Annotated in this window: 41 protein-coding genes and 1 pseudogene; 1 reads left to right on the forward strand and 41 read right to left on the reverse strand. The window is 36.0% G+C overall.

Going from position 1 to position 22,854, the window contains the following annotated elements; translation table 11 throughout:
- The first annotated feature begins 15 nt into the window (after window positions 1-15).
- Entirely contained in the window at window positions 16-735 is a 720-nt protein-coding gene (locus DFR78_RS04555) for a hypothetical protein (RefSeq protein ID WP_114457657.1), read from the forward strand.
- Window positions 736-737: 2 nt separating this feature from the next.
- Here the strand turns inward: DFR78_RS04555 and amrS are convergent, their stop codons facing one another.
- The 41 genes and pseudogenes from amrS to DFR78_RS12260 form a co-directional block, all read right to left on the reverse strand.
- A complete protein-coding gene (amrS, locus tag DFR78_RS04560) occupies window positions 738-1,724 on the reverse strand; it encodes an AmmeMemoRadiSam system radical SAM enzyme (protein WP_114457658.1) in 987 nt (328 codons plus the stop codon).
- On the reverse strand, window positions 1,717-2,244 hold the full coding sequence (amrA, locus tag DFR78_RS04565; protein ID WP_114457659.1) for an AmmeMemoRadiSam system protein A: 528 nt from the start codon (window positions 2,242-2,244) through the stop codon (window positions 1,717-1,719). The genes amrS and amrA overlap by 8 nt, the downstream gene beginning before the upstream one ends.
- 65 nt (window positions 2,245-2,309) lie before the next feature.
- A complete protein-coding gene (gene amrB / locus DFR78_RS04570) occupies window positions 2,310-3,134 on the reverse strand; it encodes an AmmeMemoRadiSam system protein B (RefSeq protein ID WP_114457660.1) in 825 nt (274 codons plus the stop codon).
- A gap of 78 nt (window positions 3,135-3,212) precedes the next feature.
- Window positions 3,213-3,608 (reverse strand): 30S ribosomal protein S9, encoded by a 396-nt coding sequence (gene rpsI, locus DFR78_RS04575; protein WP_114457661.1) that lies wholly within the window; start codon window positions 3,606-3,608, stop codon window positions 3,213-3,215.
- A 25-nt stretch (window positions 3,609-3,633) separates the two neighbouring features.
- Window positions 3,634-4,062, reverse strand: coding sequence for a 50S ribosomal protein L13 (gene rplM, locus DFR78_RS04580; protein ID WP_114457662.1), 429 nt, complete (start codon window positions 4,060-4,062; stop codon window positions 3,634-3,636).
- 127 nt (window positions 4,063-4,189) lie between these two features.
- On the reverse strand, window positions 4,190-4,936 hold the full coding sequence (gene truA / locus DFR78_RS04585) for a tRNA pseudouridine(38-40) synthase TruA (RefSeq protein ID WP_114457663.1): 747 nt from the start codon (window positions 4,934-4,936) through the stop codon (window positions 4,190-4,192).
- A gap of 9 nt (window positions 4,937-4,945) precedes the next feature.
- On the reverse strand, window positions 4,946-5,737 hold the full coding sequence (locus DFR78_RS04590; protein WP_114457664.1) for an energy-coupling factor transporter transmembrane protein EcfT: 792 nt from the start codon (window positions 5,735-5,737) through the stop codon (window positions 4,946-4,948).
- 2 nt (window positions 5,738-5,739) lie between these two features.
- Window positions 5,740-6,588, reverse strand: a complete 849-nt coding sequence (locus tag DFR78_RS04595; protein ID WP_114457665.1) for an energy-coupling factor transporter ATPase — start codon at window positions 6,586-6,588, stop codon at window positions 5,740-5,742.
- Window positions 6,582-7,402: pseudogene (locus DFR78_RS04600) on the reverse strand (energy-coupling factor transporter ATPase). Before DFR78_RS04600 ends, DFR78_RS04595 begins: the two are co-directional and overlap by 7 nt.
- Before the next feature lie 20 nt (window positions 7,403-7,422).
- Complete coding sequence (gene rplQ, locus DFR78_RS04605) at window positions 7,423-7,764, reverse strand: 50S ribosomal protein L17 (RefSeq protein WP_114457666.1); 342 nt, start codon at window positions 7,762-7,764, stop codon at window positions 7,423-7,425.
- 13 nt (window positions 7,765-7,777) lie between these two features.
- Window positions 7,778-8,722, reverse strand: coding sequence for a DNA-directed RNA polymerase subunit alpha (locus tag DFR78_RS04610; protein ID WP_114457667.1), 945 nt, complete (start codon window positions 8,720-8,722; stop codon window positions 7,778-7,780).
- Between the two features lie 54 nt (window positions 8,723-8,776).
- Window positions 8,777-9,403: a 30S ribosomal protein S4 gene (gene rpsD, locus DFR78_RS04615; RefSeq protein ID WP_114457668.1), complete on the reverse strand. Its 627-nt coding sequence runs from the start codon at window positions 9,401-9,403 to the stop codon at window positions 8,777-8,779.
- A 32-nt stretch (window positions 9,404-9,435) separates the two neighbouring features.
- Window positions 9,436-9,828 carry a 30S ribosomal protein S11 gene (gene rpsK / locus DFR78_RS04620; RefSeq protein WP_114457669.1) on the reverse strand — a complete coding sequence of 131 codons (393 nt, stop codon included), beginning with the start codon at window positions 9,826-9,828 and terminating at the stop codon, window positions 9,436-9,438.
- A gap of 12 nt (window positions 9,829-9,840) precedes the next feature.
- Window positions 9,841-10,218: a 30S ribosomal protein S13 gene (gene rpsM / locus DFR78_RS04625; protein WP_114457670.1), complete on the reverse strand. Its 378-nt coding sequence runs from the start codon at window positions 10,216-10,218 to the stop codon at window positions 9,841-9,843.
- Between the two features lie 21 nt (window positions 10,219-10,239).
- Window positions 10,240-10,353, reverse strand: a complete 114-nt coding sequence (rpmJ, locus tag DFR78_RS04630) for a 50S ribosomal protein L36 (protein ID WP_013406387.1) — start codon at window positions 10,351-10,353, stop codon at window positions 10,240-10,242.
- A gap of 22 nt (window positions 10,354-10,375) precedes the next feature.
- Window positions 10,376-10,600 carry a translation initiation factor IF-1 gene (infA, locus tag DFR78_RS04635; RefSeq protein WP_005487029.1) on the reverse strand — a complete coding sequence of 75 codons (225 nt, stop codon included), beginning with the start codon at window positions 10,598-10,600 and terminating at the stop codon, window positions 10,376-10,378.
- Between the two features lie 4 nt (window positions 10,601-10,604).
- A complete protein-coding gene (locus tag DFR78_RS04640; RefSeq protein ID WP_114457671.1) occupies window positions 10,605-10,889 on the reverse strand; it encodes an RNA-binding protein in 285 nt (94 codons plus the stop codon).
- Between the two features lie 91 nt (window positions 10,890-10,980).
- Complete coding sequence (map, locus tag DFR78_RS04645) at window positions 10,981-11,730, reverse strand: type I methionyl aminopeptidase (RefSeq protein ID WP_114457672.1); 750 nt, start codon at window positions 11,728-11,730, stop codon at window positions 10,981-10,983.
- Window positions 11,730-12,380 (reverse strand): adenylate kinase, encoded by a 651-nt coding sequence (locus DFR78_RS04650; RefSeq protein WP_114457673.1) that lies wholly within the window; start codon window positions 12,378-12,380, stop codon window positions 11,730-11,732. Before DFR78_RS04650 ends, map begins: the two co-directional genes overlap by 1 nt.
- A gap of 15 nt (window positions 12,381-12,395) precedes the next feature.
- On the reverse strand, window positions 12,396-13,664 hold the full coding sequence (gene secY, locus DFR78_RS04655) for a preprotein translocase subunit SecY (RefSeq protein WP_114457674.1): 1,269 nt from the start codon (window positions 13,662-13,664) through the stop codon (window positions 12,396-12,398).
- Between the two features lies 1 nt (window position 13,665).
- Window positions 13,666-14,109: a 50S ribosomal protein L15 gene (rplO, locus tag DFR78_RS04660; RefSeq protein ID WP_114457675.1), complete on the reverse strand. Its 444-nt coding sequence runs from the start codon at window positions 14,107-14,109 to the stop codon at window positions 13,666-13,668.
- A gap of 18 nt (window positions 14,110-14,127) precedes the next feature.
- Complete coding sequence (rpsE, locus tag DFR78_RS04665; protein ID WP_369834918.1) at window positions 14,128-14,634, reverse strand: 30S ribosomal protein S5; 507 nt, start codon at window positions 14,632-14,634, stop codon at window positions 14,128-14,130.
- Between the two features lie 10 nt (window positions 14,635-14,644).
- Window positions 14,645-15,001, reverse strand: coding sequence for a 50S ribosomal protein L18 (gene rplR / locus DFR78_RS04670; protein WP_114457677.1), 357 nt, complete (start codon window positions 14,999-15,001; stop codon window positions 14,645-14,647).
- Between the two features lie 19 nt (window positions 15,002-15,020).
- Window positions 15,021-15,554: a 50S ribosomal protein L6 gene (gene rplF, locus DFR78_RS04675; protein WP_114457678.1), complete on the reverse strand. Its 534-nt coding sequence runs from the start codon at window positions 15,552-15,554 to the stop codon at window positions 15,021-15,023.
- Between the two features lie 170 nt (window positions 15,555-15,724).
- Window positions 15,725-16,123: a 30S ribosomal protein S8 gene (gene rpsH / locus DFR78_RS04680; RefSeq protein WP_114457679.1), complete on the reverse strand. Its 399-nt coding sequence runs from the start codon at window positions 16,121-16,123 to the stop codon at window positions 15,725-15,727.
- A 21-nt stretch (window positions 16,124-16,144) separates the two neighbouring features.
- Entirely contained in the window at window positions 16,145-16,330 is a 186-nt protein-coding gene (locus DFR78_RS04685) for a type Z 30S ribosomal protein S14 (protein WP_114457680.1), read from the reverse strand.
- Between the two features lie 27 nt (window positions 16,331-16,357).
- Window positions 16,358-16,897: a 50S ribosomal protein L5 gene (rplE, locus tag DFR78_RS04690; RefSeq protein ID WP_114457681.1), complete on the reverse strand. Its 540-nt coding sequence runs from the start codon at window positions 16,895-16,897 to the stop codon at window positions 16,358-16,360.
- A gap of 21 nt (window positions 16,898-16,918) precedes the next feature.
- Entirely contained in the window at window positions 16,919-17,233 is a 315-nt protein-coding gene (gene rplX / locus DFR78_RS04695) for a 50S ribosomal protein L24 (protein ID WP_114457682.1), read from the reverse strand.
- Window positions 17,234-17,247: 14 nt separating this feature from the next.
- Complete coding sequence (rplN, locus tag DFR78_RS04700) at window positions 17,248-17,616, reverse strand: 50S ribosomal protein L14 (protein ID WP_114457683.1); 369 nt, start codon at window positions 17,614-17,616, stop codon at window positions 17,248-17,250.
- Window positions 17,617-17,643: 27 nt separating this feature from the next.
- Complete coding sequence (rpsQ, locus tag DFR78_RS04705; protein ID WP_114457684.1) at window positions 17,644-17,898, reverse strand: 30S ribosomal protein S17; 255 nt, start codon at window positions 17,896-17,898, stop codon at window positions 17,644-17,646.
- A 25-nt stretch (window positions 17,899-17,923) separates the two neighbouring features.
- A complete protein-coding gene (gene rpmC, locus DFR78_RS04710; protein WP_114457685.1) occupies window positions 17,924-18,127 on the reverse strand; it encodes a 50S ribosomal protein L29 in 204 nt (67 codons plus the stop codon).
- Window positions 18,117-18,551: a 50S ribosomal protein L16 gene (gene rplP / locus DFR78_RS04715; RefSeq protein WP_114457686.1), complete on the reverse strand. Its 435-nt coding sequence runs from the start codon at window positions 18,549-18,551 to the stop codon at window positions 18,117-18,119. Before rplP ends, rpmC begins: the two co-directional genes overlap by 11 nt.
- A 29-nt stretch (window positions 18,552-18,580) precedes the next feature.
- Entirely contained in the window at window positions 18,581-19,222 is a 642-nt protein-coding gene (rpsC, locus tag DFR78_RS04720) for a 30S ribosomal protein S3 (RefSeq protein WP_114457687.1), read from the reverse strand.
- Between the two features lie 3 nt (window positions 19,223-19,225).
- The gene (gene rplV, locus DFR78_RS04725; RefSeq protein ID WP_114457688.1) at window positions 19,226-19,567 is read right to left on the reverse strand and encodes a 50S ribosomal protein L22; all 342 of its coding nucleotides are present in this window, start codon (window positions 19,565-19,567) and stop codon (window positions 19,226-19,228) included.
- Window positions 19,568-19,605: 38 nt separating this feature from the next.
- Window positions 19,606-19,890 carry a 30S ribosomal protein S19 gene (gene rpsS / locus DFR78_RS04730; protein WP_114457689.1) on the reverse strand — a complete coding sequence of 95 codons (285 nt, stop codon included), beginning with the start codon at window positions 19,888-19,890 and terminating at the stop codon, window positions 19,606-19,608.
- Between the two features lie 23 nt (window positions 19,891-19,913).
- A complete protein-coding gene (rplB, locus tag DFR78_RS04735) occupies window positions 19,914-20,747 on the reverse strand; it encodes a 50S ribosomal protein L2 (RefSeq protein ID WP_114457690.1) in 834 nt (277 codons plus the stop codon).
- 26 nt (window positions 20,748-20,773) lie between these two features.
- The gene (gene rplW / locus DFR78_RS04740) at window positions 20,774-21,064 is read right to left on the reverse strand and encodes a 50S ribosomal protein L23 (RefSeq protein WP_114457691.1); all 291 of its coding nucleotides are present in this window, start codon (window positions 21,062-21,064) and stop codon (window positions 20,774-20,776) included.
- Complete coding sequence (rplD, locus tag DFR78_RS04745) at window positions 21,061-21,690, reverse strand: 50S ribosomal protein L4 (protein ID WP_114457692.1); 630 nt, start codon at window positions 21,688-21,690, stop codon at window positions 21,061-21,063. Before rplD ends, rplW begins: the two co-directional genes overlap by 4 nt.
- Window positions 21,691-21,718: 28 nt before the next feature.
- Window positions 21,719-22,339, reverse strand: coding sequence for a 50S ribosomal protein L3 (gene rplC, locus DFR78_RS04750; protein ID WP_114457693.1), 621 nt, complete (start codon window positions 22,337-22,339; stop codon window positions 21,719-21,721).
- Between the two features lie 21 nt (window positions 22,340-22,360).
- Window positions 22,361-22,672, reverse strand: coding sequence for a 30S ribosomal protein S10 (gene rpsJ, locus DFR78_RS04755; protein ID WP_114457694.1), 312 nt, complete (start codon window positions 22,670-22,672; stop codon window positions 22,361-22,363).
- Between the two features lie 87 nt (window positions 22,673-22,759).
- Window positions 22,760-22,854, reverse strand: a 95-nt coding sequence (locus DFR78_RS12260; RefSeq protein ID WP_143009710.1) for a hypothetical protein, incomplete at its 5' end; no start/stop codon positions are given.

The raw sequence follows: 22,854 nt of genomic DNA on the forward strand, positions 1-22,854 counted from the left end.
AATGAGGTGAAAATAATGGAAAATCTATTTAAAGATGAGAGATTAAATTATAAAGATGTACTGATAATATTATTCACCTGGAGTTTTTTATTTATCACTGTTTTTTATTTAAACACCTCTGAATTTGCTGACATTATTATTATAAATGATTTTCTAGCATTTATGCTAAAAACTACTGCTTTAGCTGTTTTTACTGCTGTTTTTTACAGCTATTTTAATCTAATTTATGACTTGTCTCTTAAAGATCTGGGCTTTGATTTTAAAAATTTTAATTTCAATATCTCTCTATCAGCAGCTTTTTTTGTTATATTTTTTATATCAGCAGTTTTAATAACTTATACAGCTGACCAATCAAATACAGTTGGGGAATTTAATCCTGTTTATAGAGCAAACAGTTTAAAAGCAATAATGAGTGGTTTCCCACTCATTATGATAATCTTAATTTCAACAGCTATTATTTCAGCTGCAGAAATGTTTTTAGTTAACAAAGTAATCTTTGCCCTTTTTGACCTAAAATTCCCGTCTGCTATTGCATCTGTGCTAACAGCTCTGTTTTTTCCGATAATGCTCCTGGAATTTAGGCCGAATAAAATACTAATATTATTTCTGGCCGTTTTAACAGCTAATTATATCTACAGGATCAGCAAAAGCAACCTGCTGCCTGCTGTTTTATTTTACACAGCTTATCTGACAAATTATATAATATTTATTTACGGATATGATTTTTTGCTTTAAATTTAAAATTGACCATTTACAGCAGTTTTACAGTAAGGGCATTTACCATTTTTAATTAAATTTTTTATGCTGTATCCACTTCTGTTTATTATAGTTTCCCCACAGTTGGAACAGATAGTATCTCCAGCACCCGCTATATTGATATTACCCAGGAATATATAGGAAAGCTTTCTTTTTGCTGTTTGATAGGCCTTTTTTAATGTCTCAGGATCCGTAGATTTTTTCTTTAGTTTATTAGCAGGGTAATATCTGCTCAAATGGAGAGGTATATTTTTATTAATAGATGCAATCCAGTCTGTTATTTTTTCTATCTCTTCTCTGCTGTCATTCAAATCTGTTATTATAAGATTGGTCAGCTCCAGATGTATAGTCTCTGCCATTATTTTTATTGTATTTTTTACTGGCTCTAAACTTCCACCACAGTATTTTTTGTAGAAACTGCTGTTAAAAGACTTTAAATCAATATTTGCTGCATCAATAAATGGAATCAGTTCTTCCAGTGGGTCTTTCTCTATAAAACCATTGCTGACAAGAACTGTCTTTATATTATTTTTTTTGGCCAGTTCAGCAGTCTCTTTAACATATTCATACCAGACAATAGGTTCAGAATAAGTAAAAGCAATCATTTTTATATCCTCTTTTTCAGCAGCAGCAATAATTTCTTCAGCACTGTATTCTCTTAATACAGGTGTCTCCTGACTAATCTGCCAGTTCTGACAGAAAGTACAGCTGAAATTACAGCCATAGGTCCCCACAGAAAGAACTTTACTGCCTGGATAAAAATGATACAGAGGCTTTTTCTCTACCGGATCAACTGCTAACGAACTTATTTTATTATAATTTAAGGAATATAACCTTCCTCCTTCATTTTTTCTTACTCTACAGATACCACTTTTCCCTTCTTTTATCAAACAGTTATGTGGACATAATTTGCAGTGAACCGATAAATTGTCCCCTCGGCTGTAATAAAGCGCTTCTTTTTTAGCCATTTTCTTCAAACCTTCTTACAGAAAACCTATATATTGTTATATCCTCACTTTCCGACAGACCCGCTTTTTTTCTTGCCACAGCAATCTGTTTTTCTACTGTATCTATACCATCTAAATCAGGCAGCAGAAGACCTGTCTGATGATTCCCCTGAACAATTATACCATACTTTTTTGGATCAAGCTCATCCAAAGATTTTACTTTTTCAGGTTCTGACAGCAGATCCACCGATATTTCCAGCTCATCAAGCTCATCTTTCTGCACCGGACTAAAACGCGGATCTTTTTCTGCTGCACTTATAGCATTGCAGATAATTTCTTCGGCTGCATTTTTTTGTACTGCTTTTATAGTCCCAATACATCCCCTGAGCTTATTATTTTTCTTCAATGTTACAAATGCTCCACATCTTTGCTGCAAAATTTCTGGCAAATCATCTGGAACATCAATCTGAATACCAGATTTAACATATGCTTCAACTGATTTTCTTGCAAGATCTGTAATAAATTTTGTATCACTGCTCATAGTTTTAACTCCTTTAACAATGTTTTTAAATAGTTTTTTAAAAAATGAAGTTTTTCTTCAAAAATTTATTTAACCTGAAAATATAATTCAGCATAACCAACACCAAAAGGTCCTTCATAAGAATAAAAATCGACATCAACATCTTTATTTTCTATAGATCCAAGCATCATAATTATTGGGCGCAGACCACATTCTCCTGCATTTTCGATTAATTTTTTATTAATCTCTAAAACTTCTTTAAATTTTTTGGTTTTTAGCTTATCAATTAATATTTTATCAAAAACTTCTCCATCAGGGTGATAACCAGCAGGTGCACCTCTTTTTAAGCGGTGAGAAAGATCTCCACTGGCTAAAACAGTAATATTATAATCCATCTGTTCTGCTGTTTCCGCTATAATTTTACCAATCTTAAAAAGTTCACTATAGGAAATAAAGCCTATGGTGATAGGAATAATCGGCAGATCGAGACCGGCCTGTTTGAGATAATACCAGGGAACCAGTATTCCGTGATCAAGCTCTTCCTCAATTCCATATTTCTTGAGAACTTCAGCTTCAAGTCCAGCCAAATTTAAACCCTTTTTTTCTGCATTATTGACCAGACTATGAGAAAAATCAATATCAGACTTTTCTTTAAATTTTAAAGATGGTTTTCCAAATTCTTTAAAGCTGCCAAATAAACTCTCTTTAATTATTACAGCTGCATGTGATTTAAATACCGGTCCATGTGGTGAAATTGTAATCAGCAGATCCAGATCTTCAGTTTTAGCGATTTTTGCAGCTGTTTTTTTAACCCCATCCACAGTCTTTTCAGCATTATCAAGCTCTCTACCACCAATTTCTGGTATAATAATCGGTGGATGTGGAAGCAGAGCTGTACATTTAACAGTCATTTTTACTCACCTCTTATTTTATTTAATATTTATATAAAAAAACAGAGAGATAGAAATCTCCCTGCTGTATAAATAAATTTATCTTTTTGAGAACTGAGGTGCTTTTCTCGCTTTTTTGAGTCCATATTTTTTTCTTTCTTTCATACGAGAATCTCTTGTTAAATATCCTGCTTTTTTTAGTGGTGTTCTGTAATCTTTATCAACTTCCAGTAGGGCTCTTGCTATTCCATGTCTTACAGCACCAGCCTGACCGGAAAGACCTCCACCCTGTACATTAACAATTATATCAAATGTATTAGTAGTATTGGTTACTTCTAATGGTGACATTATATCTTTAATTAGGGATTTTCTATTAAAATAGTTATCTATTTCACGCTCATTAACAATAAATTTTCCATCTCCAGGCAGCAGGCGAACACGTGCAGTAGAAGTTTTTCTTCGCCCTGTACCTCTGTATTGTACTTCAGCAGCCATCTATTAAAATTCCTCCTTTCTCATTTTACAGTTCGATTTTTTCAGGCTGTTGTGCCTGATGAGGATGATTTGCACCCTTATAAACTTTTAATTTTTTAAACATTTTTCTACCTAATTTATTACTCGGAAGCATGCCCTTAACAGCTTTTTCAATAATAAACTCAGGTCTTTTACTGCGCAGATCTTCATATGTGAATTCTTTAATACCACCTGGATAATTACTATGGCGGTAATATTTTTTATTATTCCACTTATTTCCAGTAAGTTTTACTTTTTCAGCATTAACTACAATAATATAGTCTCCAACATCAATATGAGGAGTATATGTTACCTTATGTTTTCCGCGGAGATATTCCGCTATTTTAGAAGCCAGACGGCCCAGAGTTTTTCCTTCTGCATCAACTATATACCAATCTCTTTCTGCTTCTTCTGGTTTTGCCATAAAAGTTGTCATCATTATCCCTCCTTATTACTTATTCGTTACGTCAACTGCTGAATATATTCTCAACGGGGCTTGTTGGACAGAATAATTCATAGTAATTTTAATACAATCTTCTTAATTTGTCAAGCTTCTTTTAAAATTAATCATAAAAGACTTCAATAAGTGTTAAACCTTTTGCAGGAGCTGTAAACCCAGCATGTTTTCTTTTACCTTCTTTTACAGCCTTTTTTACATTTTTTAAACTCCTCTTTTTTTTGCCAACTTCAATTAATGTACCTGCGATTATTCTCACCATATTATATAAAAATCCATCACCGATTACATCAATCCAAATCTGATTTGACCGGGCTGGATAAACATTCAGTGAATAAATATTTCTAACTGTAGAATCTGCCGCTCCACCAGAAGCCATAAAAGCAGCAAAATCATGACTTCCTTCTAAAATTTCTGCAGCACTCTGCATCAATTCTATATCCAGTTTTTTGTGAACTTTATATACATAATTTCTAATAAAAACTGAATTAAAATCACTGTTCAAAATCCTGTACCGGTATTTTTTCCCTCTTGCATTATATCTGGCATGGAAATCATCTGATACTTCTTCAGCATTTATACATACAATATCTGAAGGTAGATAAGTATTTAAAGCTAATGGTATTTTTTCTACAGGTATTGAAACATCAAGGAAAAAATTTGCCGACTGACCAGCCGCATGAACCCCGGCATCTGTTCTTCCTGCACCTGTAATATCTACTCTCGATTTATTTAATTCTGAAAGAGCTTCCTCTAATACCTGCTGAATAGTGTGTGGAGTATTTTTTTGTATCTGCCATCCACTGTAATTAGTACCATCATATTCAACAACTATTTTTATATTTCTCTTCATCATATTCACCTAAAAATTACTAACCAGTACAGACAAACATAGTATAATAAATAAGGCTATAAAATCAGTATAATGATATTTCATTTCATGTAATCTTGTTCTACCTTCACCACCGCGATAACAGCGTGATTCCATAGCAAGTGCAAGTTCATCAGCCCTTCTAAAAGCACTTATAAATAAAGGAACCAGCAGTGGAACAAGACTTTTAGCTCTTTCAATTAGGTTGCCTGATTCAAAATCTGCGCCTCTGGCCATCTGAGCTTTCATTATTTTATCTGCTTCTTCCAACAGTGTTGGTATAAACCTGAGGGCAATTGTCATCATCATTGATAGTTCACTGGCCGGAACACCAAATCTTTTTAAAGGGCTGAGAATATACTCAATTCCATCAGTAAGTTTTAAAGGAGAAGTTGTTAAAGTTAATAATGAAGTAAACATAATTAACAGAAAAATCCTTGTCACCATAAAAAATCCAGTATAAACTCCATTTGATTCAATAGATATAAATTTCCATGACCAGAGAACTTCACCCCCACCAGTTAAAAACACATGAATAAATAATGTAAGTAATATTAAAAATAAGATGGGTTTTAATCCTTTTATAACCCTCATCACAGGTAATTTGGAAAGCAGTATTGAAACCATCAAAAATAAAAAGAAAATACCAAAACCTGTAAAAGAATCGACCATAAATAGAGCTGCAATTAAAACTGCTGTTATTATTATTTTTATCCTGGCATCCAGTGAATGTACCAGAGAATCTCTGGCAATATACTGTCCTATTGTAATATCTTTTAGCATTTTCAACTACCTCTCAATGCTTTTATAATTTCAGATGAGGCATCATTAATCGAAAACAGATCTGTCCTAATATCAAGACCTTTTTCATTCAACCTGTGCAGTATTTCTGATATTTGCGGAAGCTCCAGCGAAAGCTGATGCAGTTTTTCCCCTTTGGAGAAAATTTCAATTGGACTTCCATCCATCACTATTTCACCTTCGTGCATAACAATTACTCGAGTTGAAAGCTGGGCAATTTCCTCCATTCGGTGTGAAATCAATATAATTGTCATATTTAAATTTTCGTGGAGATGTTTCAGCAGATTAGAAAGCTGATCTCTTCCATTAGGGTCTAAACCAGCAGTTGGTTCATCTAAAACTAAAACTTCCGGTTTTAACGCTAAAACTCCAGCAATGGCAGTTTTCCTCTGCTGACCACCACTTAACTTAAAAGGAGAGCGATCTTTAAACTCATTAAAATCCAGCCCTACCAGCTCCATTACTTCTGCAACCCTTGTTTCTATTTCATCTTCATTAAAACCAAGATTTTTAGGTCCAAAAGCAATGTCTTCATAAACTGTTTCTTCAAATAGCTGATGTTCTGGATACTGAAACACAAGCCCAACACGCCTGCGTATTTCTTTTAAATTTTTTTTCTCACCACTTACCTCTATATCATCAACCTTTACCACACCCTGAACCGGCTTAATTAACCCATTAAAAAGCTGAACCAGAGTTGATTTACCAGAACCTGTATGTCCTACAATACCAATAAATTCACCTTTATCAATTTTTAAATTTATATTATTTAATGCGGTTACATTGTTTTCATCATTATAAACATGTTTAACATTTTTTAGATCGATTAACATAAAGAATCCACCAACTCATCAATCGTTAAGATATCTGGAACTTTAATTTGATTCTGGCGCAGGATTTCTGCTACTTCAACAGCTACCGGAACATCAAGGTTAACCTCTTTTAATTCACTAACCTTCCGAAATATCTCTCTAGGGTTTCCTTGATGAATAACTTCTCCCTGGTGCATAACTAAAATTTTATCAGCACCTGCAGCCTCTTCCATAAAGTGAGTTATGTGTATTACAGTTATATTTTTTTCTTTATTTAAAAACTCAATAGTATCCATAACTTCTTTTCGTCCCCGTGGATCAAGCATTGCAGTAGGTTCATCAAGAACTATACAGTCAGGTTCCATGGCAATAACACCGGCGATTGCAACTCTCTGTTTCTGACCACCAGATAATTTATGAGGAGCAAACTTTTGAAAACCGGCCATCCCGACCATTTCCAGAGATTTATCTACTCTTTCTCTAATTTTTTCAGCAGGAATACCAAGATTCTCAGGCCCAAATGCTACATCATCTTCAACCATAGAAGCAACCAGCTGATTATCAGGATTCTGAAAAACCATGCCTACCTGCTGCCTAATTTTCCAGGTATTTTTTTATCTCTGGAATTTAACCCATTGACCAAAATATCACCTTCAGAAGGCAGCAGAAGAACATTTAATAATTTTGCCAGGGTGGATTTGCCAGAACCATTTGAACCAATTACTGCAATGAAATCACCAGACTCTATATTGATGCTTACATCTTTAAGGGCCGGCTTTTCATTATCATCATTTTCATATATATAACTTACCTCATTTACTTCTATAAGGCTCATAATAACACCTACATTCAGAATTATTCTACCAATTCAATAATAGCTTTTTCAGCAGCATCTCCTCTGCGTGGATACATCTTTAAAATTCTTGTATAACCGCCAGGCCTCTCTGAATACTGAGGTGCAATTTCATCAAAAAGTTTTGCAACTACTTTTTTATCTTTAATTTTTTTCATAACTCTGCGTCTTGAATTTAAATCATTGCTTTTAGCAGCAGTTATCAATTTTTCCGCATATGATCTCAGTTCTTTTGCTTTCGGCAGAGTAGTCTCTATACGCCCATGACGAAAAAGTGAGGTGGCCAAATTTCTCATCATGGCTTGACGATGAGCAGATCTCTTCTGCAGTTTGCGTTTCACCATCTAAACTCCCTCCTTAAACTTCAGTATCTTTTAATTCTAAGTCAAGTTCATCAAGTTTATCCTTAATTTCCTGTAAGGATTTTTTACCAAGATTTCTAACTTTCATTAAATCATCTTCGGTTTTGTTTATTAATTCTTCTACAGAATTTATTCCAGCACGTTTCAAACAATTTGAAGACCGTACAGATAATTCTAATTCTTCTATTGTTGTGTCTAAAATCTTATCTTTTTCTTCTTCTTCAACTTCTACCATTATTTCCACATCTTCTATTTCATCTGTTAAATTAATAAATAATTCCAGATGTTCTACCATTATCTTTGCTGCCAGGCTTATTGCATCATCAGGATGGATACTTCCATTTGTAAATACCTCTAATATTAAACGGTCATAATCAGTTACCTGTCCTACTCTAGTATTTTCTACCTGAAAATTAGCTCTAAGAATAGGACTGAAGGAAGAATCAATTGGAATTAAACCAATTACTTTTTCAAAATGTTCTTTATTTTCTTCAGCAGTATAATATCCTCTACCCTTTTCTACAGTAGCTTCCATTATCAGATGCCCATCTTCTGACAGTTCAGCAATATGGTGATCTTTATTAATTATCTCAACATCACCTGCAGAAACAAAGTCTCCTGCGGTGACTTCACCTTCACCTTCCACTTCCAGCCTGATAGTTGTTTTTTCGTCTCCAGAATACTTTAATACAACTTCTTTTAAGTTGAGAATAATATCAGTAACATCTTCTACAATCCCAGGCATAGAAGAAAATTCGTGTTTAACTCCTTCTATTTTTACAGATGTTATTGCTGCACCTGGCAGTGAAGAAAGCAGTATTCTTCGCAGAGAATTACCAAGGGTTGTTCCATATCCTCTTTCCAGAGGAGAAATCTCATATTTTCCATAGTTATCATTGCTTTCAAGTCTTTCCACATGAGGTTTTTCTATTTCTATCATTATTATTAGCTTACCCTCCTTTTATTATGCAGTTTTCAACCTGAGGGCAGTCAATTAACGTGAATAAAACTCGACAATCAGGTGTTCTTCAACTGGATAATCGATATCTTCCCTCTCCGGTAAAGAAACTATTTTTCCTTCTGCTTTTTCAAGATCAACATTTAACCATTCTTGATTAGAAAAGTCAGCATTATACTCAAAGATTTCTTTAAATCGCTTGGATTTTCTGCTGGAATCTTTTACACTGATTACATCATCAACATCTACCTGATAGGAAGGGATATTTACTTTTCTTCCATTAACAACTATGTGACCATGTAAAACAAACTGTCTTGCTTCATTTCTGGATACAGCAAAACCCAATCTATAAACAACATTATCCAGCCGTCTTTCTAACAGACTTAAAAAGTTCTCACCTGTTATTCCTGGAGCTTTTTCAGCAGCTTCGAAATAATTTCTGAACTGCTTCTCCATAATACCATACATTCTTCTTACTTTCTGCTTTTCCCGCAGCTGTAATCCGTATTCAGAAACTTTATGACGTCCCTGACCATGTTCACCTGGAACATACGGTCTGCGGTCAAAAGAACATTTATCACTAAAACAGCGGGCGCCTTTTAAGTAAAGTTTTTCACCTTCACGCCTGCATAATTTACAAACTGGCCCTGTATATCGTGCCATTATTTACACCTCCATTTATTTTAAACTTATAATTAAACACGTCTTCTTTTGGGTGGTCTACAGCCATTATGTGGAATAGGAGTGATATCTTTTATTAAAGTAACATTTAATCCAGCAGCCTGCAGAGTTCTAATTGCAGATTCTCTACCTGAACCAGGTCCTTTAACAAAAATCTCTATTTCCTTTAATCCCATATCTTTGGCTTCATTTGCAACATTTTCAGCAGCTAACTGTGCTGCAAAAGGAGTACTCTTTCTTGACCCCTTATAGCCAACTTTTCCAGCACTGGACCAGGCAACTACTTTACCTTCAGTATCAGTGATAGAAATAATTGTATTATTAAATGTAGATTTTATATGGGCCTGACCTTTTTCTATATTACGTTTAACTTTTTTTCTTTTTCTATTTTTTTTGGACTTAGCCATTTATTTCCCTCCTTACTTAGTGGCTTTGCTTCTACGTACACCAACAGTCTTTTTCGGACCTTTACGTGTGCGAGCATTTGTTCTTGTTCTCTGTCCGCGTACTGGAAGACCGCGGCGGTGACGAAGACCTCTATAACAACCAATATCCATCAACCTCTTAATATTAGCTCTTCTTTCTCTTCTTAATTCACCTTCTACAATATAATTATCTATTTCACTTCTCAAACTGGAAATCTCAGCTTCTGTCAGATCTTTTACACGGGTATCTGGATCCACTCCAGTAGCTTCTAAAATATTTTGAGAAGTAGTACGGCCGATTCCATAAATATATGTCAATCCTACTTCAATTCTTTTATTTCTAGGAAGATCAACACCTTCTATTCTAGCCATAATCTCACCTCCATTATATTATTAACCCTGACGCTGTTTATGTTTTGGATTTTCACAAATAACCATTACTTTTCCTTTACGCCTAATAACTTTACATTTATCACAGATAGGCTTTACTGATGGTCTTACTTTCACTACAATCACCTCTTATGATAATTTATTTTGCTTTATGCCTGTAAGTAATACGTCCACGGCTCAAATCATATGGAGAAAGTTCAACTGTAACCTTATCTCCGGGTAAAATGCGAATAAAATTCATCCTCATCTTTCCTGATACATGAGCGAGAACTTTATGTCCATTTTCCAATTCCACTCTAAACATAGCATTTGGTAGGGGCTCTACAACTGTACCCTGGACTTCAATAGGATCTTCTTTTGCCATAAAACTATTTAGCCTCCTCTTTTTTTCTGTAGTTCTTTAAAACATACTGAATATCTTCATTACGCAGTCTTTTACCTTCTGTAAGCCAGATTGAAAATTCTTCATGTACTATACCTGTGCTCTCAATGTGTTTTATATTTTTCTTTTTTGGATTATTTATTTTTTTATATTTTCCATCTGCAGCCAATATATATTTAGGTGAAAGTATTTCCACAACTATATAATAATTTCCCAAATCTCTCCCAGCTGTTGAACGGACAATTTCACCTGGTTGAAATTTTTTATCCATTATTTAATCACTCGTCCTATCATAATTAAAACCTGTATTTGTAAGCACACTGGTTATTATACCATAGATTAATTAATTAGTGCAATAAAAGTTAAAGTACACTCAAAATTCTCGGACCTTCTTCTGTCAGGGCAATAGAATGTTCAAAATGAGCAGAAAAACTGCCATCTTTGGTCACTACTGTCCATTCATCTGCAAGTGTTTCCACTTCATAACTACCCACATTAACCATTGGCTCAATAGCAAGGACCATTCCTACTTTTAATTTTGGTCCTCTTCCTGCAGGTCCAAAATTTGGAATTTGCGGATCTTCGTGCATATCACGACCAATTCCATGGCCAACATAATCTCTTACTACAGAAAATTTATTAGATTCAACATGTTTCTGAACAGCATGAGAAATATCAAATAATCTATTTCCAACAACGGCTTTTTCTATACCTTTTAGAAGTGATTCTTCAGTAACTTTTAGGAGCTTTTCTGCTTCCTCATTTATATCTCCCACTGCAAATGTTTTTGCAGCATCTCCATTAAATCCCTCATAAAAAGTACCAATATCGATGCTTACGATATCTCCATTTTTCAAAAAGCGATTTGGACTGGGGATACCGTGAACAACCTCATTGTTGATTGATATACACACAGAAGCCGGATAACCTCTATATCCTTTAAATGAAGGTACAGCACCTCTGCTGCGGATAAATTCATCTGCCAATTTATCAAGTTCAGCAGTTGAAATACCTGCTTCTATGATTTCTGATAGATACTGATGAGTTTCAGCAACAATTCTATTGGCCTCCCTCATGATATCTATCTCTCGTTCGGATTTTAAAATTATCATTAGCTATTCTCCTTAACCAAACTCAAAAGACGCGAATGTACTTTATCGATTCCTCCAGTACTTTGAACTTCATAAAGAAGGCCTTTATTATTATAATAATCAATCAGTTTTTTTAGTTTTTCTTCATTGACCTCTATTCTCCGTCTAACTGTTTTTTCTTTATCATCACTGCGCTGAATTAATTCAGTGCCGCACTTATCACAAATTCCTTCTTTTTGAGGAGGATTATTATGAATGTGATAAGTTGCACCACAATTAGGACATACCCTTCTGCCAGAAAGCCTTTTCACCAGTTCTGATTTTTCAGCTTTCAGATAAACGACCATATCCACTTCTCTGGAAAGTTTATCCAAAATATCATCCAGAGATTCAGCCTGATTTATAGTTCTTGGAAAGCCATCAAGAATAAAACCATTTTTACAGTCTTCTTCATTAAGTCTTTCTCTAACAATCCCAATTGTAACTTCATCTGGTACAAGTTCTCCAGCATCAATATAGGATTTAGCTTTTTCCCCAAGCGGAGTTTTTTCTTTTATTGCTTTACGAAAAATATCTCCGGTAGCAATATGAGGAATATTTAAATCCTCTTCCAATTTTTTTGCATGAGTACCTTTACCTGCCCCCGGCAGTCCCAGAAAAATCAAATTCATCTGACTTCCTCCTTCTTATTTCATAAAACCTTCATAATGCCTCATCAAAAGATGTGATTCAATCTGCTGCATTGTCTGCAGAGCAACACCTGTCATAATAATTAGTGAAGTACCGCCAAAGTTAATCGAGACACCTGTCAGCGGCTGTATAACAAACGGCAGCAGTGCAACAGCTGTTAGGAATACAGCTCCAGCCAGTGTAACACGCATTAAAACTTTATCAAGATATCTAACGGTAGATTTGCCAGGTCTGATTCCAGGAATAAAACCTCCATATTTTTTCATATTATCAGCAACTTCTTCCGGATTGAAAGTAATTGCAGTATAAAAATATGTGAAAAACAGAATCATTAAACCATATAATATCATATAAAGTGTTGAGCCAGGTCTTATCATATTTGCCATTGAAGCTGCCCAGTCATATGGTAGAACCTGTGCAATCACACCAGGGAAGAGAAGAACTGATGAAGCAAAAATTACCGGAATAACACCAGCCTGATTAATTTTCATTGGTATATGTGTACTCCTACCACCATAGACTTTTCTTCCAACAATTCTTTTAGAATACTGTACAGGAATTCTTCTTTCTCCCTGCTGAACAAAAATAATTCCAGCAATAATTATAATGGCCAAAACACCAAAAACTAACACATTTAAAACAGATATTGTTCCTGCCTGCAGCAGTTTAAAAGTATTGTACAGATCTCCCGGAAAGCGAGAAATTATTGAAGTGAAAATAATAATGGAAATACCATTTCCAATCCCTTTATCTGTAATCTGTTCTCCAAGCCACATCAAAAATGCCGTTCCTGCAGTTAAACTGGTTACAATTAAAATTAGATCAAAAATTCCTGGATTTTCTACAGCACCGAATCTCTGTATATAAAGAGTAATACCAACACCCTGAATAACAGCCAGTACAATAGTTCCATATCTTGTATACTGAGCAATTTTCTTCCGGCCCTCATTACCCTGTTTTGATAATTCCTCAAGTTTTGGTATTACAACAGTTAAGAGTTGAAGAATAATTGAAGCAGTAATATATGGAGTTATACTCATAGCAAATATGGTGAAATTCCTCAAAGCTCCACCGGCAAAAAGATCTAAAAAGTCAAATACTCCTCCTACACTTCCCTGGAAAAGCCTCTCTCTAATAATCTGAACATTTACTCCAGGAACCGGAATATGAGCTCCCAATCTATAAACAGCCATCATAGCAAGAACAAATAATACTTTTTTTCTTAACTCTTTTACCTTAAAAACATTACTGAGAGCCTTAAGCAAATTAAATCACCTCATACTTTCCGCCAGCATCTTCGATTTTTTCTCTGGCAGAAGAAGTAAAAGCATTAGCTTTAACAGTTAATGATTTATTCAATTTACCCTGTCCAAGTATCTTCACTCCACTTTTTGCCTTTTTTTCAATAATACCCATCTCCAATAAACTTTCAGATGTTACAATATCACCATCAGAAAATTTATTTAATTGATAGATATTAACTTCATTGTATTCTTTTTTAAATCTATTATTAAATCCTCTTTTCGGAAAACGTCTAAAAAGTGGAGTCTGCCCACCCTCAAAGGTAGGACGAACTTTACCGCCAGAACGTGCATTCTGACCATTAGCTCCGCGGCCTGAAGTATAACCACGTCCGGAACCAATTCCACGTCCAACACGTTTGCGATCTTTTTTATATCCTTCAGCAGGTTTTAGATTATTTAGTTTCATCTTGACACCTCCTCGGTATTATCCTAATAATTCTTCTACTGTTTTTCCTCTTAATTCTGCAACTTCCTCAGCACTCTTTAATTCTGTTAAACCTTTTATTGTAGCTTTAATCATATTAATAGGATTTGAAGTGCCAAGTGATTTCGTTAAAATATCGCTTATTCCGGCCAATTCAATTACCGCACGAACTGGTCCGCCAGCAATTACACCAGTACCAGGTGCGGCAGGCTTTAATAGTACTCTCCCGGCACCAAAAACACCTACTATTTCGTGAGGAATTGTTGTATCTACAATTGGCACTTTAATTATTTCTTTTTTGGCTGCATCAATTCCTTTTCTAATTGCTTCAGGAACTTCATTAGCCTTACCAATTCCGGCGCCGACATGTCCTTCTCCATCTCCAACAACAACTAAAGCGCTGAAGCTGAACCTGCGGCCACCCTTTACAACCTTGGCAACACGATTTATATTAACTACTCGTTCTTCAAGGTTGAGTTTTTCAGGATCTATATTTTTCATTATTATACCTCCTTTTTTAGAACTTTAACCCATTCTCTCTGGCTGCATCTGCCAGTGCTTTAATTCTTCCGTGATATTTATATCCACCTCTATCAAATACAACTGTATCGATACCTTTTTCCAGAGCTCTCTGGGCAGCAACTTCTCCGACCAGTCTGGCTGCAGCTTTATTGCTGGATACCTCAATGTTCTCTCGAACAGCTGGATCAAGGGTAGATGCAGAAACAAGTGTATTGCCTGATAGATCATCTATAAACTGCACATAAATATGTTTAAGACTGCGGTATACACTCATTCTGGGTCTGTCAGATGTACCAACAACTTTATTTCTGATACGCATATGACGTTTTTTTCTTGCTTCACTTTTACCCACTCATATTCACTCCCCTCTATTAACCAGTCTTACCAACCTTGCGTCTAATATGTTCTCCGACATACTTAATACCTTTTCCTTTGTAAGGTTCTGGTTTTCTTACTTCGCGGATTTTTGCTGCAACATCTCCAACCCGCTGCTTATCTATACCTTTAACGGTAATATTAGTATTTTTTTCTACCTCAAATTCTATATTTCCTTCAGCCTCAATAAATACTGGATGTGAATAACCAACCTCAAGTTTTAATTTGTCTCCCTGAACCTGAGCATTATATCCTACGCCAACCATTTCTAGCTTTTTTTCAAATCCTTTAGTAACACCTTCTACCATACCTTCAATCAGACTTCTCACCAGACCGTGCATAGAACGATCTTCAATATCATCACCATTGCGTTCTACAATAATCTGGTTATCCTCAACTTTTATATCAATACCCGGCTTAAATTTTTTAGTCAGCTCACCTTTGGGCCCTTTTACTGTAACAGAATGCCCATCAACAGCTATATCAACTTTTTCCGGTATATCAATAGGCAGTTTTCCTATACGTGACATTTATTTCACCTCCGTAGATTTTATCTTAGAAAAGTTCTCTCAAGCAAAAGTCATCAGTCAGTCACTAGAGACAATCTTAATCATCTCTAACATCCAACCTCTGACGCGCTCGATGCGCTAATGCTGAGCTATCCTTGCGTTTATAAAAGAAAGCTCAGTGCAACTTCGAACTACCAGATATAACAGAGAACTTCTCCACCCACACCTATTTCGCGAGCCTGCTTATCAGTCATTACTCCCTGAGGAGATGAAATTATTGCAATTCCTAAACCTCCCAGTACACGAGGCACTTCATCTTTACCAACATAAACACGCAGTCCAGGCTTGCTTATTCTCTTTAGACCAGTAATGACTTTTTTATCATCTTTACCATATTTCAGATATATACGAATCATATTCTGTGGTTTCTTTTCAACTACTTTTACATCATTGATAAATCCTTCTTCTTTCAATATCTCACCAATACTGGCTTTGATATTTGAAGCAGGAATATCAACAGTATCTTTCCCGACATTATTTGCATTGCGAATTCGGGTAAGCATATCTGCAATTGGATCAGTTATATTCATTTTGTTGACCTCCTTCCAAGTTTACCAGCTTGCTTTTTGAACTCCAGGTATTTCACCTTTATGGGCCAATTCTCTAAAACAAATTCTGCAAAGATCAAATTTTCTCATATATCCACGCACTCTGCCGCATCTGCTGCAGCGGTTAACTCTGCGTGTCTCATATTTCGGCTCTTTATTGGCCTTTTCAATTAATGCTTTACGTGCCAAATCAAACCCCCCTTATTTTATAGGTGTTTATTTTTTAAACGGCATTCCCATTGCACTTAACAGCTCAAATGCTTCCTCATCTGTTTCTGCAGAAGTTACAATGGTAATCTCTAATCCATGTACTTTATCTACATCATCGATATTGATCTCCGGGAAAACAGTGTGTTCGTTAATACCTAAACTGTAATTTCCACGCCCATCAAATGATTTTGGCGATACTCCTCTAAAGTCACGAATACGCGGCAGTGCAATATTAATAAGTTTGTATAAAAACTCATACATCATTTCACCGCGGAGTGTAACTTTAACACCGATAGGCATACCTTCACGAATTTTAAAATTTGCAATGGATTTTTTGGCTCTGGTAACTGTTGGTCTCTGTCCAGTTATTTCAGCAATTTCATCAACTACTGTATCAAGCAGTTTAGTGTCTTCTTTAGCATCACCGAGGCCGACATTAACAACCAGCTTTTTCAGTTTAGGAACTTCCATAACGTTGTTATAGGAAAATTTTTCGACCAGCTGTGGCGAAATTTCTTCCCTGAATTGTTTAGCTAATACTGACATCCCTTGACCTCCTTTCGATTATTATTTATCCACTATTTCATTACATTTTTTGCATTTACGAACTTTTTTTCCATTATCTAAAAATTCTGCTCCAACCCTTGTTTTTTCGTCACAACGGGGGCAGACGAGCTGTACGTTTGAAACATGAATCGGTGCTTCATTTTCTATAATTCCACCCTGCGGCATATCCTGTGTAGGTCTAACATGGCGGTTTACAATATTTACACCTTCAATAATTACTCTATCTTTCTTATGAATCGCTTTTAAAATTTTACCGCGCTTACCTTTATCTTTACCTGCAATAACTTCCACAGTGTCACCTTTTTTAATTCTCAATCTAATCCCCTCCTTTATAATACCTCCGGTGCAAGGGAGATAATCTTCATATAATTCTTATCCCTCAGCTCACGAGTTACAGGACCAAAAATACGTGTGCCTTTTGGATTGTTATTGTCATCTATAATCACTGCAGCATTTTCATCAAATTTAATATAGGTGCCGTCTCTGCGTTTTAAAGGGTTTTTCGTCCGCACAATTACTGCTCTTGCTACTTCACCTTTTTTAACCATTCCATCTGGAATAGCCTCTTTAACGGTCACTATAATTTCATCACCGATTTTAGCATATTTTTTCTTTGATCCACCAAGCACCTTTACACAAAGTAATTCACGGGCACCTGAGTTATCTGCTACCTTTAAACGGCTTTCAGATTGAATCATGGTCAGGTCCTCCTTTCCTATCAGAACTTATTTTGCTTTTTCTAAAACTTCAACTAACCGCCATCTTTTTGTTTTGCTGATGGGACGAGTTTCCATAATTGTAACTTTGTCACCTTCACTACAAACATTTTCTTCATCATGAGCAGTATATTTTTTAGTCTGTTTTATAATCCGTTTATATAAAGGGTGCTGTGTTCTTCTTTCTACAGCAACAGTAATGGTTTTATCCATTTTGTCACTAACAACAACACCTGTTCTCATCTTACGATTGTTTCTCTCCATGGGAAAACCTCCTTTCAACAAACGGTTAAGCCCGTTCTATACCTAATTCTCTTTCACGTAAAACTGTTTTAATACGTGCAATAATTCTTTTTACCTCTTTAATCCGCATAGGATTATCCAGCTGAGCTGTAGCATGTTGGAAACGAAGATTAAATAGTTCTTCCTTAAATTCGCGGGCTTTTTGTTCCAGTTCTGCATCAGTTAAATTTCTTAATTCATCAGCTCTCATCGGCCTCACCATCCATTCCCTCTCGTGTTACAAATTTAGTCTTGATCGGCAGTTTATGAGATGCAAGCCGCATTGCTTCCCTGGCAATTTCTGGTGATACACCAGCTAACTCAAACATGACTCTACCTGGCTTAACAACAGCAACCCATTTTTCCGGGGCACCTTTACCACTACCCATACGTGTTTCGGCAGGTTTGGCTGTTACAGGTTTATCAGGAAAAATTTTAATCCACACTTTTCCTCCACGTTTAATATGTCTTGTTAGAGCAACACGTGCAGCTTCTATCTGTCTATTAGTAATCCAAGCAGGTTCAAGAGCCTGCAGACCATATTCACCAAAAGTGATTTGGGTGCCGCGGACCGCCTTACCCTTCATTCTTCCTCTCATTTGCTTACGATGTTTTACTCTTTTCGGTACTAACATCAAAGAGCCTCCTTTCTTCCTGAAATTATCTATTCGTCAATTTCTGGTAATACTTCTCCTTTATTTATCCATACTTTTACACCGATTTTACCATATGTGGTATCTGCTTCAGCAAAACCATAATCAATATCAGCGCGCAAAGTATGTAGTGGTACACTGCCTTCACTGTATCCTTCTCTTCTTGCCATTTCAGCTCCACCAAGACGACCACTGCTCTGAACTTTAAAACCTTCAGCTCCCATACGCATTGCACGGTTAAGTGCCTGCTTCATGGCACGGCGGAAAGAAATTCTGCGGAGAAGTTGGCCAGCAATATTTTCTGCAACTAATTGAGCATCCATCTCAGGTTTGTCTACTTCAACAACATTTATCTGTACTGTTTTTCCAGTCAATGCTTCAATATCATTTCGTAAAGCTTCTACTTCTGAACCACCACGACCAATAACCATACCTGGTCTTGCAGTATATACATCTAATTTAAGGCGGTTAGCAGCTCTTTCTATTACTATTCTAGAAATACCTGCTTCGTACATTTTGTCCTTAACATGATTTCTGATTTTTTGATCTTCATTTAAGAGTTTTGAATAGTCATTTTTATCAGCATACCATTTAGCATCCCAGTCTTTAATGACTCCTACTCGAAGACCATGTGGATTTATTTTTTGACCCAAATTCTATCCCTCCTTTTTATCACTTAACACAATTGTTATATGGCTTGTCCTCTTATTTATCGGGCTTGCCTGTCCCATAGCACGGGCACGCCACCTTTTCATTGTTGGTCCTTCATCAACAAATGCTTTTTCTACATAAAGATCATCAACAAACATATCATGATTATTTTCTGCATTTGCAATAGCTGAATTAAGAATTTTTTCTGTCATTCTAGCAGCTCTTTTTGGTGTATTCTTTAAAATAGCAAGTGCTGTTCCTGCATCCTTACCTTTTATCAAATCAGTGACCTGTCTTGCTTTACGGGCAGTAATGCGCAGATACTTGCCAACTGCTTTTGCTTCCATTTTAAAACCCCCTTACTACGAAAGTGTTTATCCAGTCTCTATTTAAGTGCTGTTGAACGCTCGGTATGACGGCCATGCCCTCTAAACTTCCGTGTTGGAGCAAATTCTCCTAATTTATGTCCAACCATATCTTCAGTTATATATACAGGTACATGTTTGCGTCCATCGTGAACAGCAATTGTATGACCAACCATTTCAGGGAAAATGGTTGAACTTCTTGACCATGTTTTAACAACCTGTTTTTGACCGCTTTTATTCATTTCTTTTATTTTGGAAATTAATTTTTCCGAAACAAAAGGTCCTTTTTTTACAGATCTACCCATCTATAATCCTCCTTTCTACTATATTACCGTTTTTTAGCATGACGAGAACGAATAATATATTTATCAGAACGTTTTGGCTTACGTGTCTTTTTACCCATAGTAGGTTTACCCCAGGGTGTAACAGGATGTCGCCCGGCAGGTGATTTACCTTCGCCCCCACCGTGTGGGTGGTCATGTGGATTCATTACTACACCACGCACATGTGGTCTTTTACCTTTCCAGCGGCTGCGTCCAGCTTTACCAACTGTAATATTTTCATGATCAATATTTCCAACCTGACCAATAGTAGCTTTACATTCCTGATGAACAAGTCTAACTTCTCCAGAAGGCATTTTTACATGTACATATTTTCCTTCTCTAGCCAAAATTTGTGCCATAGAACCGGCTGAACGTGCAATTTGTCCACCTTTTCCTGCATGCAGTTCTACATTATGAATAATTGTACCTACAGGTATATCTTTAAGTTTTAGAGAATTTCCTGGAGTAATATCTGCATCCGGTCCAGTTTCCAGTATATCTCCCACCTGTACCTTATTGGGAGCAAGTATATATCTTTTTTCTCCATCAACATACTGCAGAAGAGCTATCCTGGCAGAACGATTTGGATCATACTCAATTGTTTTTACTTCAGCAGGAATTCCTTCTTTATCTCTTTTGAAATCAATCATACGGTAACGACGCTTATGTCCTCCACCGCGATGACGGCTTGTAATTCTACCATTAACATTACGGCCACCTGACTTCTTTAATGGAGCCAGCAGACTTTTTTCCGGCTCTACACTTGTAATTTCTTCAAAAGAAGAAACTGTCATATAGCGGCGTGATGGTGTGGTTGGTTTAAATTTCTTAATCGCCATCTTCTTTCCCTCCTTTTACTATAATTTTAGAGGCCTTCAAAAATTTCTATCTCATCACCGGCTGCAAGCTTAACCATTGCTTTTTTCCAGTCAGGTCTTTTCCCTTCATGAAAACCGAGTCTTCTTTTTTTACCTCTAATATTCATTGTATTTACATTAGTAACTTTTACATTAAAGATTTCTTCAACTGCTTTTCTAATTTCAACTTTATTTGCCTTTTTGGCAACTTTAAAAGTATAAGTATTTGCAGTTTCCATTAATTCCATACTATTTTCGGAAATAATAGGTGCTATTATAATATCACGTGCTTCTTTCACTGGCCAAGCACCTCCTCGATCATCTTAACTGCTTCCTCCACAAAAATTATCATTTCATTATCTAACAGATCATAAGCATTAACTGAACCTGCTAATAGAGTTTTTACATTAGGTATATTTCTAGCAGATAAATAGAGATTTTTATCTTTTTCCGGCATTACGATTACAACTTTTTTATCTATTAAATTAAAATTATTCAAAATCTCAACAACAGCTTTTGTTTTCGGTTTATCAATTTTAATTTCATCAACCAGCATAATTTCTTCTCTATTTAACTTATCTGTTAAAATAGATTTCAAGGCAAGCCTGCGCATCTTTTTGGTTAGCTTTTTATCATAATTTCTTGGAGTAGGACCAAATGTAATTCCCCCTCCTACCCAGAGCGGTGAACGAATGCTTCCGTGACGTGCACGACCTGTTCCTTTTTGTCTCCAGGGCTTGCGGCCACCACCTCTAACCTTGCCTCTTGTTTTTGTAGAAGCATTTCCACTTCTTCTAGAAGCAAGCTGTGCATTTATAACCTGATGAACAACATGTTTATTTATTTTTTCGTTAAATACAGATTCTTTTAAACTGACTTTATCTATTTCTTTTCCAGTTTGGTCGAATTTTGCTACCTGCGGCATCTGTAAATCCTCCTTCCTCTAACTTTATTTAATTTTCCACAGTCTGGATTTCTAGGATACCTTTTTTGGGTCCGGGAACAGGGCCTTTTATTAATAAAACATTGCGCTCTGTATCCACTTTTACGATCTCCAGATTTTTTTCTGTTACTTTATTTGAACCCATTCTACCGGGCAATTTAAATCCTTTAAACACTCTTCTTGCATCTACAGCTCCAATTGAACCTGGTGCACGATGAAAATGTGAACCATGTGATTTTGGACCTGTATTGTGATTCCAGCGCTTAATATTTCCTGCAAAACCTTTACCTTTTGAAATACCAGTTACATTTACCAGCTCACCGGCCTCAAAAATATCTACAGTTATCTCACTACCTTCACTAACATCCATATCATTATTTTTAAATTCTCTAAGATGCCTTTTTGCTTCTATATCTCTGCTTTCAAATTGGCCTTTTATGGGTTTGTTCAGCCTCTGAGTTTTAACTTCTCCAAAACCCAGCTGTACTGCATTATAGCCGTCCTTTTCAGTAGTTTTTACCTGTGTAACAACACAGGGACCGGCTTCTACTACTGTTACAGGTACGACTTCACCATTATCCTTAAAATACTGAGTCATTCCCAGTTTTTTAGCAATTATAGTTTTTGCCATGGCCTAATACACCTCCTGACATTAAAGTTTAATTTCTATATTTACTCCTGCGGGCAAATCAAGTCTCATTAATGAATCAACGGTCTTTGAAGTAGGATCTAAAATATCGATCAACCTTTTATGAGTCCGCATTTCAAATTGTTCTCTTGAATCTTTATGAACATGAGGTGAACGAAGTACAGTAAATACTTCCTTCTCTGTTGGAAGAGGCACAGGGCCAGATACGTTAGCTCCTGTTCTTTCAGCAGTAGAAACAATTTTCTGGGCTGACTGATCCAGAAGCTCATGTTCATAAGCTTTTAGGCGAATCCTTATCTTTTCATGTTTTGCCATTTGCTTACCTCCTTTATCTATCCGGTTTTGGCTGTATATAAGCAGCATAGAAAAAGAGAGGAGAGCAGCTCCTCTGCTTTTTAATACTTACTCAATAATTTCGGTAACAACTCCGGCACCAACTGTGTGGCCACCTTCACGGATTGCAAAACGCAGTCCTTCTTCCATAGCTATTGGAGTAA

It is taken from the genome of Halanaerobium sp. MA284_MarDTE_T2 (assembly GCF_003337245.1).
Classification (GTDB): Bacteria; Bacillota; Halanaerobiia; order Halanaerobiales; family Halanaerobiaceae; genus QPJE01.